Origin of the sequence: Pseudomonas sp. Ga0074129 (assembly GCA_001465025.1) — a bacterium.
Lineage (GTDB): Bacteria > Pseudomonadota > Gammaproteobacteria > Pseudomonadales > Pseudomonadaceae > Aquipseudomonas.
Genome location: LNDO01000051.1, coordinates 13,997 through 27,102, shown reverse-complemented (window position 1 = coordinate 27,102; position 13,106 = coordinate 13,997). Strand labels below are relative to the sequence as shown.

The 13,106-nt window shown below is 55.4% G+C and carries 13 protein-coding genes and 2 pseudogenes; 9 read left to right on the top strand and 6 right to left on the bottom strand.

Features of this window, described 5'->3' with window-relative positions; translation table 11 throughout:
- Nucleotides 1-97 precede the first annotated feature (97 nt).
- A pseudogene (locus tag AUK77_RS04530) lies at nt 98-889 on the bottom strand (OprD family outer membrane porin); the annotation flags it as partial.
- Nucleotides 890-1,637: 748 nt separating this feature from the next.
- On the opposite strand from AUK77_RS04530, the gene AUK77_RS04525 reads away from it, so the two are divergent.
- Nucleotides 1,638-2,066: an HIT domain-containing protein gene (locus tag AUK77_RS04525; protein WP_296126670.1), complete on the top strand. Its 429-nt coding sequence runs from the start codon at nt 1,638-1,640 to the stop codon at nt 2,064-2,066.
- Nucleotides 2,067-2,273 carry a SlyX family protein gene (locus AUK77_RS04520; RefSeq protein WP_296126668.1) on the top strand — a complete coding sequence of 69 codons (207 nt, stop codon included), beginning with the start codon at nt 2,067-2,069 and terminating at the stop codon, nt 2,271-2,273.
- Nucleotides 2,274-2,477: 204 nt separating this feature from the next.
- Here the strand turns inward: AUK77_RS04520 and AUK77_RS04515 are convergent, their stop codons facing one another.
- The 5 genes and pseudogenes from AUK77_RS04515 to AUK77_RS04495 all read right to left on the bottom strand — a co-directional run bounded on the left by AUK77_RS04515 (nt 2,478) and on the right by AUK77_RS04495 (nt 6,519).
- The gene (locus AUK77_RS04515) at nt 2,478-2,702 is read right to left on the bottom strand and encodes a cold-shock protein (protein WP_169852850.1); all 225 of its coding nucleotides are present in this window, start codon (nt 2,700-2,702) and stop codon (nt 2,478-2,480) included.
- 57 nt (nt 2,703-2,759) lie between these two features.
- Nucleotides 2,760-3,080 (bottom strand): annotated as a pseudogene (locus tag AUK77_RS04510) (cold shock domain-containing protein membrane protein); the annotation flags it as partial.
- Nucleotides 3,081-3,239: 159 nt separating this feature from the next.
- Nucleotides 3,240-4,307, bottom strand: a complete 1,068-nt coding sequence (locus AUK77_RS04505; RefSeq protein ID WP_296126665.1) for a GGDEF domain-containing protein — start codon at nt 4,305-4,307, stop codon at nt 3,240-3,242.
- A gap of 239 nt (nt 4,308-4,546) precedes the next feature.
- The gene (locus AUK77_RS04500) at nt 4,547-5,017 is read right to left on the bottom strand and encodes a Dps family protein (RefSeq protein ID WP_296126662.1); all 471 of its coding nucleotides are present in this window, start codon (nt 5,015-5,017) and stop codon (nt 4,547-4,549) included.
- Nucleotides 5,018-5,400: 383 nt separating this feature from the next.
- Entirely contained in the window at nt 5,401-6,519 is a 1,119-nt protein-coding gene (locus tag AUK77_RS04495) for an HD domain-containing phosphohydrolase (RefSeq protein WP_296126660.1), read from the bottom strand.
- A 291-nt stretch (nt 6,520-6,810) separates the two neighbouring features.
- On the opposite strand from AUK77_RS04495, the gene aspS reads away from it, so the two are divergent.
- From aspS to tolQ, 7 genes are all read left to right on the top strand, one after another.
- Nucleotides 6,811-8,586 carry an aspartate--tRNA ligase gene (gene aspS, locus AUK77_RS04490; RefSeq protein ID WP_296126658.1) on the top strand — a complete coding sequence of 592 codons (1,776 nt, stop codon included), beginning with the start codon at nt 6,811-6,813 and terminating at the stop codon, nt 8,584-8,586.
- 102 nt (nt 8,587-8,688) lie between these two features.
- Nucleotides 8,689-9,438 carry a YebC/PmpR family DNA-binding transcriptional regulator gene (locus AUK77_RS04485; RefSeq protein ID WP_296126656.1) on the top strand — a complete coding sequence of 250 codons (750 nt, stop codon included), beginning with the start codon at nt 8,689-8,691 and terminating at the stop codon, nt 9,436-9,438.
- A 243-nt stretch (nt 9,439-9,681) separates the two neighbouring features.
- Entirely contained in the window at nt 9,682-10,206 is a 525-nt protein-coding gene (ruvC, locus tag AUK77_RS04480) for a crossover junction endodeoxyribonuclease RuvC (protein WP_296126654.1), read from the top strand.
- 23 nt (nt 10,207-10,229) lie between these two features.
- The gene (gene ruvA / locus AUK77_RS04475; protein ID WP_296126652.1) at nt 10,230-10,835 is read left to right on the top strand and encodes a Holliday junction branch migration protein RuvA; all 606 of its coding nucleotides are present in this window, start codon (nt 10,230-10,232) and stop codon (nt 10,833-10,835) included.
- Nucleotides 10,835-11,887, top strand: a complete 1,053-nt coding sequence (gene ruvB, locus AUK77_RS04470; protein WP_296126650.1) for a Holliday junction branch migration DNA helicase RuvB — start codon at nt 10,835-10,837, stop codon at nt 11,885-11,887. Before ruvA ends, ruvB begins: the two co-directional genes overlap by 1 nt.
- Before the next feature lie 52 nt (nt 11,888-11,939).
- Nucleotides 11,940-12,392, top strand: a complete 453-nt coding sequence (gene ybgC / locus AUK77_RS04465) for a tol-pal system-associated acyl-CoA thioesterase (protein WP_296126648.1) — start codon at nt 11,940-11,942, stop codon at nt 12,390-12,392.
- Nucleotides 12,393-12,394: 2 nt separating this feature from the next.
- The gene (gene tolQ, locus AUK77_RS04460) at nt 12,395-13,090 is read left to right on the top strand and encodes a protein TolQ (protein WP_296126647.1); all 696 of its coding nucleotides are present in this window, start codon (nt 12,395-12,397) and stop codon (nt 13,088-13,090) included.
- The last annotated feature ends 16 nt before the right edge of the window (nt 13,091-13,106 follow it).

The following is a 13,106-nucleotide window of genomic DNA, read 5'->3' as shown; positions in this document are numbered from 1 at the left end:
TGCGCTTGAATCCTTTGGTGTGAGAGCCTGGATTCTACCGGTGGCTGGCCCTCTGCCTATCGTTTCAAGCGTTGCACTTATTCTATGAATTCAGGATATTAAAGTCAAAGTTCAGTGATTGCTCTTCTGCAATCGGCAGGTTGTAGTTCAGATTGGCGTAGTACTTCTTGTACAGCTCTTCAGCGTCAGAAGCATGCAGTGCGCCACTGAAATTATCAGTGAAGCTATAGCTTGCACCAATAATGTTAATCTCTTTCAGGCCGAGGCTGTCGTTGTAGGTGCTGACTTGGCTGTTAAGGGCGGTAAAGCGACCCGCAGTAAGCTCCAGACCTTCAATTTCGTTGCTGGTCAGCAAAGTACCAGTAGCCACTTCCGGGAGAATGCGACTGTCATCAGTGCTAAAGACTGGACTGGCAGTCATCTGGTTTCCGTACTTCAGGACGGTATCGGAAATGCGGAACTTAACAGCACCGCCAACCTCTGTTTGTGTGTCGTCAGCGCTACCGTCGTCAGTGGTTGCAAACAGGCCATTGCTGTGTCGACCTTTGCCGCTATCAATCTTGATGCTGCTGAGCGAGTGAGCATCTACGCCGACACCCACAGTGCCTTGAGTGAAGCCAGATTCATACATTAGGCGAATGCCAAGACCGGTTTCTTCTCGGTAGCCGTTTTTGAACTCTGAATCGGCAATGTTGTCGCCATCTGAGTCAACAGTAGGAATGTTGCCGCCATTGCGGAAGTCGCGGTTCATGTAGAGTGCGCGGTTGAGGATGTTGAAACTGCTGTCCTCAACAAAGCCTTTGGATTCGGACTGGCTGGAAGCCACTGCCATTTGGGTGGTGCCCGCTGCTACTGCGAGGGCGATTACGCTCCACTTCATCACTTGCATCGTGATTGCTCCTTTGGTTTAGAAAAGTTGCGCCGTCCGGCTGTTTGTTGTATGGACAGCTCTTTCTTTTTGTGTCGGCAATAACTTATAGCACGCTGCCAATGTTGGCGATAGTTGCAATCTATTCATAACGAATTCTTCACGGCTGTGTCGCAAAACCTTATGAATCATGTCGCATTTTTGTAGATCAGGCGTGCGCGCTGCAAGTCCTTGCTGACGTGTTTTTGCCTTTGCTACCCCATTACCGTTGAGCGACATCGGGGCGCGCTGTGCGGTCTCGTGGTTGTTAAAGCAATAGTCGTGCACAAAATCAGAAAAGCCGATTTTCTGTCGTTAATTAAAACGAGTATGGCGGATTTTTTGGGTTTTACTGTGGTTCATGATTTTTATTTAGTGGTTTTCTTTGTGGATAAGTGGTTTTGCAGGTTTTTTGCGTGCTAATTTTTCTGCATTCTGCGCAAATATGTCTCCTCCTGAAGCGGTGTAGGGTGTTCGTGCGTGGTGAGGTGATTACCTAAGGGAACAGTTTTGGTGCGTGTAGTTGTGGTGGTGCCGCGTGCTGCTGTCTATTGGTGCGCGCCAGCGTTGTAGCCTTTGCTGCCTGCCTGCCTGTGAGGGGTTATGCTTTGCAGCAGCGGTATGTTGTTCAAATTAAGTCATGATGTGACCTTGGCTCAATCACTCACAATTGCGTTATGTGGGTATTGATCTGCAGCCAATGAGCAAAAAACTATTAAAGGTGAAGGCTATGTTTGCCCTAGACGCGCGCTTGCAGCAGGACACTATTTGTTTGGGGGATTACCCGCTGTGCAGGCTGCTGTTAATGAATGATGCGCACTACCCTTGGTTTATTCTGGTGCCGCGTCGCGAAGACACTAGCGAACTGTTTCAGCTGGATGCAGGTGAGCAGGTGCAGTTGTGGCGGGAAACCACGGTTCTTGCCGAGAGGCTTAAGGACTGTTTTGCTGCCGACAAGATGAATGTGGCGACGTTGGGCAATGTGGTCAGCCAACTGCACATGCACGTAATTGCGCGGCGACGTGATGATGCGGCTTGGCCGGCTCCGGTTTGGGGGCGTAATCCTGCGCAGCCCTACACCCTCGAGCAACTGAGTGCTTTAAAGGCGCGGCTGCAGTTGGTGCTGACGAACGATTTTTGCTTTGCGGAGAATTTCTAAGTGGATGTGGATGCACGTATCAACGAACTGGAGAGTCGTTTGGCTTTTCAGGATGACACTCTGCAAGCGCTCAACGATGCACTGGTGGCTCAGCAACGCTTGCTGGAGCGAGTGCAATTGCAAATGGCCGCCTTGATCAAGCGTCAGGAAGAAGTGGGTTCGCAGTTCGGTATGGCTGAGGATGAAGCGCCGCCGCCTCATTATTGACGTTTGCCGTTATCTTTAGTGGTGTGAGTGTTATTGAAGTGTATTCGGTGTTGTTGAATCAGGCCTGTTATAGAAATCTTGTAGGGTGCCGGTCAGATGCCCGGCAACCTGACGTGCGCAGTTGTTGAGCTGTGTAGGGTGCCTATCAGGTGCGCTTGAAACGATAAAGGCCCGCAAAAATGCGGGCCTTTTCCGTTGTATTGCTTAACGTCGGGCCGGGAGTGCGGCAATTACATCTTCAGCTTGCAAGCCTTTGTCGCGCTGCATGACGGCAAACTCTACGCGCTGCCCTTCAACGAGTACGCGGTGGCCTTCACCGCGAATGGCGCGAAAGTGCACGAAAATATCGTCACCCGAATCGCGAGAAATAAAGCCGAAGCCTTTGGAAGTGTTGAACCACTTGACGGTGCCGGTCTCGCGGTCGCCCAGGTCCTGCGTGCTGGTGATGCTGCGTGTACTGAGGCGAGTGTTCGTTGCCAGGTGCAGTGCCACAGCGGCTGCAATAATAACGAGGCTAAACAGGCTGGCGGGCAGGTCGGCAATTAATGGCAGTGGGGCAAGCAGGATAAGCGCCTGCAGCAGCGTGCCGAGTATGAGCAATGCCGAAACAAGATTTTGTAGCTGATGGCGTAAGCCGGAATGCCAGATGGGAAGTTGTGGCGCGAGTAACAGATTCATCAGGCCGAAAAGTGCGAGGCACAGGGCTTCGGGTTGTTGCATAAAAGAAACAGAGGCATCACGCAGGGAGGGTACGAAAGACAGCAGCAGAACAACTGCGCCGGTTAGCAGGTGGACGATTTTCAACATGGTGTTTGAGCTCGCTTAATGTCGATAACTGATCAGGAAGAGCTGGGTGCGCAGCATTGCTATGTGAGGAGTATCAAGCGCGTGTAACCAGCCTATGCGCCGGTTAACAGGTGGCCGGCAGCACGGGCGTATTTAACAGTAAAGAGGGGGGGTTCTCAATCAGGCGCTGCGCACAGCCCCGCCGAGTATTGGACTTACCTGATTGCGGCCATCGCGCTTGGCCTGATATAGCGCATCGTCGGCGCGAGTCAGTAGGCTTTCCATGGTGTCGTCATTGCGCGCCAGCGCGTAGCCGAATGAGGCCGTTATGGTGTCCAGTACCTGGTCGGTGCTACGAACCTTGATGCGCAATGATTGAATCTTCATTCGCAGCTGATCCGCAAAAGCGTGGGCGGTTTCGACATCGAAACAATCGCGCAAAATAATGCAGAATTCTTCACCGCCATAGCGTGCCGCTATGCCGCGTGCCGGCAGTGTCTCCCGCAGTAGCTGGCCAACATGCTGCAGTACGCGGTCGCCGAGTGGGTGGCCGTACTGGTCGTTGAACTGCTTGAAATGGTCAATATCGAGGATGACCAAGGCAACGCCATCGTGCTGGCTGGCGAGGGTTTGCTCAAGTAGGCGCGAAAAGGCGTTGCGATTGAACACCTGAGTCAAGCTGTCTAGGGTGGCCGCTACGTGGGCGCGCTCGAGCTGACTGCGCAGATTTTTGATCTCTTGCTGGGCTGCACTGAGGCGGCTCAGAAACTTGTCTTGTTGGTCTTGCATCAATTGCGTGCTGTGTTGCAGTTCGGTCAGGACATTGGGCAAGTCATCAATGATGGGTTCTTGCAGTGCAGCAAGGCCATGTTCCAAGCTCATCTGATAATTACGACTGCCAAGGATGCTGCGTGAGACATTGCCTTCAATGTCATCAACCAGTTCGATCACTTGTTGTTGCCCGGCCCGCGCTTCTTCAAGCTCACCTTTGATGATGAAATCACGGAACAGCTTGGCGGCAGTTTCAGGTGGGAAGCTGTCAAAGTCAGCTACGGTTTTATCCAAGCGCCGGTTGAGCTCTAGATCAAGGCCTTTGCTGTAGGTGTACCAGAGCGCGTAATGAACAGGGTTGGGCGGTATGTCGTGGCGCATCATTAACGGTACCGCCTTTTTCAGGAGCGTGGCCGCTTCGCGGGTCTCCTCGGGGTACAGTTCGATAATGCTGGGTGCTTTAGCGGGTTTGTTCATGCACGTCACTGAGGCTGAATCGCAGTTGAACAAAGCATAGAGCAGCGGCCACCGCAACGCCTAGCAAAATACTCTGCGCTAGGCAGGGCATTAGGCTAAATGTGCTTGAGCTGGCTGATTTATGTCGGGTATTCAATTAAGCGTTAGGGTTTTGCAGCAGCTTATTGCTACCAGCAGCGTTGCCACGCACCTGAAAGGCAGTGGCAGCGCTATTGGTTCGGCAATCTACTGGTTTTGATTTACACCGCGAGCAAGCTGCGCAGCATCCAGGCGGTTTTTTCATGCACCTGCATGCGCTGGGTCAGCAGATCGGCTGTGGGTTCGTCGCTGACCTTATCGAGCAGCGGAAAAATACCGCGAGCGGTCCGCACGACGGCTTCTTGGCCTTGAACCAGTTGTTTGATCATGTCCTCAGCGCTGGGTACGCCTTCTTCTTCCTTAATAGAGGACAGACGCGAGTAGGCGGCATAGGTGCCTGGCGCAGGGAAGCCCAGTGCACGGATGCGTTCGGCAATCTGGTCCACCGCCAACGAAAGCTCTGTGTATTGACCTTCAAACATCAGGTGCAGAGTGTTGAACATCGGGCCTGTGACGTTCCAGTGAAAATTATGGGTTTTCAGGTACAGGGTGTAAGTGTCAGCCAGAAGACGCGAAAGGCCTTCAGCAATGGCCGCGCGATCCTGTTCGGCAATACCGATGTTGATTTCCATGGTGATTCTCCTTTAAGTCGGCACGGGCACTTAGCAACCCGTAATACAGCAGAGACTACCATGGCTGTTGTTCGATTTAATCTAGGCGCTGCTTAAGCTTGGGCCTTTCCTGCTGCGCAGGGGGCGGGGTTGGTAATTTCTTACGCTGTTTTCGTCCTGCGCCTCGCTAGTCGCCTCGAATGATTTCAAGTGATAAATGCGGCTGGGGCGCGCCTCCCTGCAGGTGTCTGGCAAGGCAGCGCTCTGGTTCGCATTAAGCCAATGGGTGCTGGGTTACGCGAATTGGCGCTGAGGCTTGTAGTCGTTTTAAGTCGTTTTAAGTCGTTTTAAGTCGTTTTAAGTCGTTTTAAGTCGTTTTAAGTCGTTCTACGTTCCTGGTGTGCTCAGCGGTGGGCGAGTGCAGGGTTTTGTTGCAGTGCTCGATTAAACAGTTCGACCCAGTGAGCGCTGAATTGACTTCCCGCTAGGTTATTGATTTCCAAAATGGCGCGCAGCAGTGGGCGTTTGTTGAGTGTTTGGTGGGCGCGTTCGTGGGTGCGCGCCTCAAAGGTGTCGACAATGCTGAGAATCAAAGCGCCGGGGCTGATCTCGATTTCCTGCAGGCCTTTGGGGTAGCCGCTGCCGTCGACGTGTTCCTGGTGCTGCAATGCAATTTCGGCGGCCATTTGCCAGGCTGGCATGCGTTTTAGCAGCTCATAAGCCAGGCGCGGGTGTGATTGCATTTGGCGACGCTCTTCGCGGTTTAGTGGTGTCTGTTTGTGCAGCAACTCCAGCGGTAAAAACGCCATGCCTAAATCATGCAGGCAAATGGCGGCAGCCAGTTGTGCCGGTTGTTCAGGGCTGCCGCCCAATTGGTTGATTGCCAATGCCAGATCAAGCTGGCGTAAGCCTCGTCCTTGCCAAAAGTGTGAGCGGCGTTCGCTGGCCTGCATCAAATCGACAAAAAACAGCAGGTCGGCGTCCGGCTCGATGCCGTAGTGCCGGAGCCTCGCGCTTGCATCTGGTGCTGCGAGCGTCGGCGTTTTTGCTGGTTGAGAGCTAGGGTCCAGTTGCAGCAGTAATGCGCTGCGTAATTGTGTTTGCTGTGAGGGCGGTGCTACGGCCAAGGCGCTGAGTGCCTTGCAGAGTGCTTGTCGCTGGTTGTCGCTAAGTCGGGTGTCGGCTCCGCCAAGCGCATGGCGGATCAGCTCTTTAAGGTGATCAAGGCTCAGCAGCAGTACATCGCCCAGCAGGCTGTCAAATGCCAGTGTGTTGGCTCGCAGCTGGTTGAGCATGTCTTCCATGGCTTGTGGCAGCGGCATTAGGGTGTCTAGGCCGATGTAACCAAGGTTGCCTTTGAGCGTGTGGATTAAGCGGAATAACTCACGCAGGCGTTCGCTGTCATCGGGGTAGTGCTCCAGCTCAATCAATAACTGCTCGCAGCGCTGGAATTGTTCGCTGGATTCAAGGCGAAAATCTGCCAGCAGTTCGCTGGGGATTTCGGCCAGATTTGGCGTGGGCATAAGCTTCTTCCTTTTAAGAGGCAGAATGCGGCTGTCTGCAGTATAGGAAGTGCTGGTAAAAGCGCGCGGGGCTGCGGCTGCAAGTGGCGGCTTAACCATATATAATCCCCGGCTTTGCCGTGTTTTATCGGATAAGAGCTTGGCGGTTTTAAGTGCCACTGATGCTTTTATCGCGTTCAAACGCAGCGCAATTGCGGAAAATGGCGCCTGCGCCAGCCGGTTGACCGGCTCACGAGCGTCGCATTCATTGCGGCCCAACGAATTCAAGACTCAAGAGAAGCGACCACCACCATGATGCGCAGCCATTATTGCGGCCAACTGAACGAGAGCCTGGACGGCCAGGAAGTCACCCTTTGCGGTTGGGTACATCGCCGTCGTGACCATGGCGGGGTGATTTTCCTCGACATTCGTGACCGCGAAGGTCTGGCTCAGGTGGTATTCGACCCGGATCGTGCCGAGACGTTTGCTACTGCAGACAAAGTACGCAGCGAGTACGTGGTGAAAATCACCGGTAAGGTGCGTCTGCGTCCGGCCGGTGCCGGCAACGCCAACATGGCGTCCGGCGCTATCGAAGTACTGGGCTATGAGCTGGAAGTGCTCAACGAAGCAGAAACCCCGCCGTTCCCGCTCAACGAGTACTCCGACGTCGGCGAAGAAACCCGCCTGCGCTATCGCTTTATCGACCTGCGCCGCCCGGAAATGGCCGCCAAGTTGAAGCTGCGTTCGAGCATCACCAGCAGCATCCGTCGCTACCTGGATGACAACGGCTTCCTCGATGTGGAAACGCCGATCCTCACCCGCGCCACGCCCGAGGGCGCGCGTGACTATCTGGTGCCAAGCCGCACCCACGCCGGCAGCTTCTTTGCTCTGCCGCAGTCGCCGCAGCTGTTCAAGCAACTGCTTATGGTCGCGGGCTTCGATCGCTACTACCAGATTGCCAAGTGCTTCCGCGACGAAGACTTGCGTGCTGACCGCCAGCCGGAATTCACCCAGATCGATATCGAAACAAGCTTCATGGATGAGGCCGACATCATGGCCATCACCGAGAAGATGATTCGCCAGCTGTTTAAGGAAGTGTTGGACGTCGAATTTGGCGAGTTGCCGCACATGACGTTGGCTGAAGCCATGCGTCGTTTCGGTTCGGACAAGCCAGATTTGCGTAACCCGCTGGAATTGGTGGATGTGGCCGACCAACTGAAAGACGTCGATTTCAAGGTCTTCGCAGGCCCTGCCAACGACCCGAAATGCCGCGTGACCGCGCTGCGTGTTCCGGGCGGGGCGAGCATGCCGCGCAAGCAGATCGACGACTACACCAAGTTCGTCGGCATCTACGGTGCCAAAGGCTTGGCCTACATCAAGGTCAACGAGCGCGCTGCTGGCGTCGAAGGCCTGCAGTCGCCGATCGTCAAGAACATCCCGCTGGAAAACATCAATGTGATCCTCGACCGCGTGGGCGCAGTCGACGGCGACATCGTGTTCTTCGGTGCCGACAAAGCGAAGATCGTCAGCGAAGCCTTGGGCGCGCTGCGTATCAAGCTGGGTCATGACCTCAGCCTGCTGACCTGTGAGTGGGCGCCGATGTGGGTTGTCGACTTCCCGATGTTCGAAGAGAACGACGACGGCAGCCTGACCGCCATGCATCACCCGTTCACTGCGCCCAAGTGCAGCCCGGCAGAACTCGAAGCCAACCCATCGGCGGCGCTCTCGCGTGCCTACGACATGGTTCTCAACGGCACTGAGTTGGGTGGCGGTTCGATCCGTATCCACGACAAGTCGATGCAGCAGACCGTGTTCCGTGTGCTGGGTATCAGCGAAGACGAGCAGCAGGAGAAGTTCGGCTTCCTCCTCGATGCCCTGAAATTCGGCGCGCCGCCCCATGGTGGTCTGGCCTTCGGCCTGGATCGCCTGGTGATGCTGATGACCGGCGCGCAGTCGATCCGCGAGGTCATTGCCTTCCCGAAAACCCAGAGCGCGGCGTGCGTCATGACTCAGGCACCGGGCGAGGTGGACAACAAATCGCTGCGCGAGCTGCATATTCGGCTGCGCGAGCAACCGAAAGCGGAATAAGCGTGAAAAGAAGCCTGGTTTTCCAGGCTTCTTCTTTATGGCAGGACGGAGAGGCTCGAACTCTCACGCCTTGATATCGAATGTGAAAAACCGGAGTGCGTTATGGCTGGTCATTCCAAGTGGGCCAACATCAAGCACCGCAAAGGGCGTCAGGACGCCAAGCGCGGCAAGATCTTCACCAAGCTGATTCGTGAGTTGACCGTCGCCGCCAAGCACGGCGGGCCAATTCCGGCAGATAACCCGCGTTTGCGTCTGGCTGTGGACAAGGCGCTGACCAACAATATGTCGCGTGATGTGATCGATCGCGCCATCGCCCGCGGTGCCGGCAATAACGAAGCCGACAACGTTGCTGAGTTGAGCTACGAAGGTTATGCGCCGGGTGGTGTGGCGATCATCGTCGAGGCCATGACGGATAACCGCAACCGTACAGCCGCTGAAGTGCGCCATGCCTTCACGAAATGTGGCGGTAATCTGGGCACTGATGGGTCTGTGGCGTACATGTTTGACCGTAAGGGGCAAATCAGTTTTGCCGCTGGCGTGAGCGAAGATGCGCTGATGGAAGCCGCACTGGAAGCCGGTGCGGATGACGTGGAGACGGCTGAAGACGGTTCGGCGCTGGTGTCCACCAGCTTTACCGACTTTCATGCGGTCAACGAGGCGCTCAATGCCGCAGGCTTGAAGGCTGTAGAAGCGGAAATCGCCATGATTCCATCGATCAGTGCGCCAATCAGCGATCTTGAAACGGCGCAAAAAGTCATCAAGCTGATCGATATGTTGGAAGACCTCGATGATGTGCAGGAGGTCTATCACAATGCCGAGATTCCTGACGCGATCATGGAACAATTGGGTTAGGTTCTAGATGTCGCCGCCGCCGGAGCATGTTGGATCCTTGATCTGCGCGCTCCGGCTTTTTTATGCGTTGAAAATCCTGCGGCGACTAAGCGATTGAGGTATTGGGTGTCGCAAAGATGTGCCATTGCGCTTTTATAAGCACTGCCTGGATGACGTGGTCGCTAGCGGCCTCTATACTCGCGAGCTGGATAAATAGACAGTGTGTCGGCTATGTTGGCGGGCACTTTGAGTGAGCGGTAAGGCATGACCTTGATTCTCGGCATCGACCCTGGCTCACGCATCACCGGTTACGGCGTGGTGCGTGACACTGGGCGCAACTGCGAATACGTGGCTTCGGGCTGCATTCGCACGGGTAGTGGCTCGATGCCAGAGCGCTTACAAGTGGTGTTTCGCGGTGTGCGTGAGGTCATCGAAACCTACGGGCCGGTGACCATGGGTATTGAGCAGGTTTTTATGGCGCGCAACCCGGATTCGGCGCTAAAGCTTGGTCAGGCGCGTGGCGTGGCAATCGTTGCGGGCATTGAAGCAGGGCTGGACATCGCCGAATACACCGCCACTCAGGTCAAACAGGCGATTGCTGGCAGCGGCGGGGCAGACAAGGAGCAGGTGCAGTTGATGGTTATGCACTTGCTCAAACTGATGCAGAAGCCGCAGATCGATGCTTCCGATGCCTTGGCCATTGCCCTGTGCCATGCCCATCACCGGCAAAGTCTGATTCCCCATGGTCTGGTAGGTGCCAAGCGGCGCGCCGGTCGTCTTCGTTTGTAACGTTATTTTTAAGGAAAGCAGCGGTGATCGGACGTTTGCGCGGCACCCTGGCTGAGAAGCAGCCGCCCCATGTGATTCTTGACATAAATGGTTTGGGTTATGAGCTGGAAGTGCCCATGACCACCCTGTACCGTTTGCCCGCCGTAGGTGAGCCGTTGACCCTGCACACCCATCTGGTAGTGCGCGAGGATGCTCATCTGCTGTATGGCTTTTTTGAGAAGCGTGAGCGCGAGTTGTTTCGCGAGCTGATCCGTCTCAATGGCGTCGGGCCAAAACTGGCGCTGGCCTTGATGTCGGGGTTGGAGGTCGATGAATTGGTGCGTTGTGTGCAGGCTCAAGACACCTCGGTGCTGGTTAAAATACCCGGCGTAGGCAAGAAAACCGCTGAGCGCTTGCTGGTTGAACTCAAAGACCGTTTCAAGGCTTGGGAAACCGTGCCCGGAATGTCGACCTTGGTGGTGGAACCTCGCGTGGGCGCAGCAGTCTCAAGCGCGGAGAACGATGCGGTCAGCGCGCTGATTTCGCTTGGCTACAAACCCCAAGAAGCCAGCCGCGCCGTCTCCTCTATTAAGGAAGATGGTTTGAGCAGTGAAGATATGATTCGTCGAGCCCTGAAGGGAATGGTCTAGTGCTAGAAGCCGATCGCCTGATTACCGCAGCCCCTCGTGACCGTGATGAGCAGGTGGACCGCGCCATTCGTCCGCTAAAGCTGGCTGAATACATCGGCCAGCCTAGTGTGCGCGAGCAGATGGAGCTTTTTATTCAGGCGGCTCGCGGGCGGAGTGAGGCGCTGGATCACACCCTGATCTTCGGCCCGCCCGGTTTGGGTAAAACCACCTTGGCCAACATCATCGCCCAGGAAATGAACGTTTCGATCAAGAGTACATCCGGTCCCGTGTTGGAACGTCCGGGTGATTTGGCTGCGTTGCTGACCAATCTTGAGCCGGGTGATGTGCTGTTTATCGATGAGATTCATCGCCTTTCGCCGATCGTTGAAGAAGTGCTGTATCCGGCAATGGAGGACTTTCAACTCGATATCATGATCGGTGAAGGTCCTGCGGCGCGCTCAATCAAACTCGATTTGCCACCATTTACTTTGGTGGGTGCGACGACACGCGCGGGCATGTTGACCAACCCACTGCGCGACCGCTTCGGGATTGTGCAGCGCCTGGAGTTCTACAACACCGAGGACCTGACCACCATTGTCATGCGTTCGGCAGCCATTTTGGGCTTGTCGATCGACCCACATGGCGCGTATGAAATTGCCCGCCGTGCCCGTGGCACGCCACGGATTGTCAATCGACTGTTGCGCCGTGTACGCGACTTTGCCGAGGTGCGCGGGCAGGGCGACATCACGCGATCCATTGCAGACCTGGCGTTGAACTTACTTGATGTCGACGAGCGTGGCTTCGATCATCAAGATCGGCGCTTGTTGCTGACCATGATCGAGAAGTTTGATGGTGGCCCTGTGGGTGTGGATAACCTGGCAGCAGCCATCAGCGAAGAAAGGCACACCATTGAAGATGTGCTTGAACCTTACCTGATTCAGCAGGGCTACATCATGCGCACCCCGCGCGGGCGCATTGTCACGCGCCATGCCTACCTGCATTTCGGGCTCAATGTGCCCAAACGCATGGGTGACTTGCCTGCAGCAGATCTGTTTGGCGGTGATAATGATTAACAAAAAATACTTACCCAAAGCGATTGGCAAGACTGCGGGTGGGCACTAGAGTATGCGCGCGCAAAACGGAGCTCAGCCGTTCACCTTTCGTTGTCGGGTTTATTACGAAGACACCGATGCGGGTGGCATCGTCTACTACGTCAATTACCTCAAATTCATGGAGCGGGCTCGTACCGAGTGCCTGCGTGAACTGGGTTTTTTCCAGTCAGCGCTAGCCGGCGAGGGTCTGTTGTTTGTTGTGCATTCGGCTGAGGCGCGTTACCACGCACCTGCGAGGCTTGATGATGAGCTACTCGTGAGCGCTGAAGTCATAGCGTTAAACCGCGCAAGCCTGCGTTTTCGTCAACAGGTCAGGCGAGCGGCGGATGATGTGCTGTTGTGTGAAGGGCAATTTATGGTGGCCTGTGTGCGCACCGACAATTTGAAACCCCGTGCTATTCCCCAAACTTTGCGCTTGGCCTTTGCCGCGCAGGGTGGCACGGGTACATCTAGAGCAGGAGAGTAAGCGTGGAAGCCAACGCCGTTGACCACATGTCAATTTGGAGCTTGATCAGTGCCGCCAGTCTGGTGGTGCAACTGGTAATGCTGTCCCTGGTGGCAGCATCGGTGGCCTCGTGGGTCATGATCTTCCAGCGTACAACCATGCTGCGTGCGGCCAAGCGTGCTTTGGATAACTTCGAGGAGCGTTTCTGGTCAGGTATTGATCTGTCCAAACTGTATCGTCAGGTGGGCAGCAACCCCGATCCGGACTCAGGCCTTGAGCAGATTTTTCGGGCGGGCTTCAAAGAGTTCTCGCGCCTGCGTCAGCAAGCCGGTGTTGATCCTGATGCAGTGATGGATGCCGTGGCGCGTGCCATGCGCGTGGCCATCTCGCGTGAAGAAGAGAAGCTTGAACAAAGCCTGCCGTTCCTGGCTACCGTAGGTTCCACTAGCCCATATGTCGGTTTGTTCGGCACTGTCTGGGGCATCATGAACTCCTTCCGCGGCCTGGCTCAGGTGCAGCAAGCGACCCTTGCGACCGTTGCGCCGGGTATTGCAGAAGCGCTGATCGCCACCGCCATCGGCCTGTTCGCTGCAATTCCTGCGGTTATCGCTTACAACCGCTTCTCTGCCCGTGGGGAAATGCTCATCGGTCGTTACTACACCTTCGCTGACGAATTCCAGGCGATTCTGCATCGCAAAGTCCACACCAGCGACGACTAAGCCTTGGGCGCACTTC

What these genes read in the sequence shown, in the direction of transcription:
- ruvC (WP_296126654.1), top strand. Translation starts at nt 9,682, where the DNA reads ATGACCTTGATTCTCGGCATCGACCCTGGCTCACGCATCACCGGTTAC.
- ybgC (WP_296126648.1), top strand. Translation starts at nt 11,940, where the DNA reads ATGCGCGCGCAAAACGGAGCTCAGCCGTTCACCTTTCGTTGTCGGGTT.
- AUK77_RS04495 (WP_296126660.1), bottom strand. Translation starts at nt 6,519, where the DNA reads ATGCCCACGCCAAATCTGGCCGAAATCCCCAGCGAACTGCTGGCAGAT.
- AUK77_RS04500 (WP_296126662.1), bottom strand. Translation starts at nt 5,017, where the DNA reads ATGGAAATCAACATCGGTATTGCCGAACAGGATCGCGCGGCCATTGCT.
- AUK77_RS04525 (WP_296126670.1), top strand. Translation starts at nt 1,638, where the DNA reads ATGTTTGCCCTAGACGCGCGCTTGCAGCAGGACACTATTTGTTTGGGG.
- aspS (WP_296126658.1), top strand. Translation starts at nt 6,811, where the DNA reads ATGATGCGCAGCCATTATTGCGGCCAACTGAACGAGAGCCTGGACGGC.
- AUK77_RS04485 (WP_296126656.1), top strand. Translation starts at nt 8,689, where the DNA reads ATGGCTGGTCATTCCAAGTGGGCCAACATCAAGCACCGCAAAGGGCGT.
- AUK77_RS04505 (WP_296126665.1), bottom strand. Translation starts at nt 4,307, where the DNA reads ATGAACAAACCCGCTAAAGCACCCAGCATTATCGAACTGTACCCCGAG.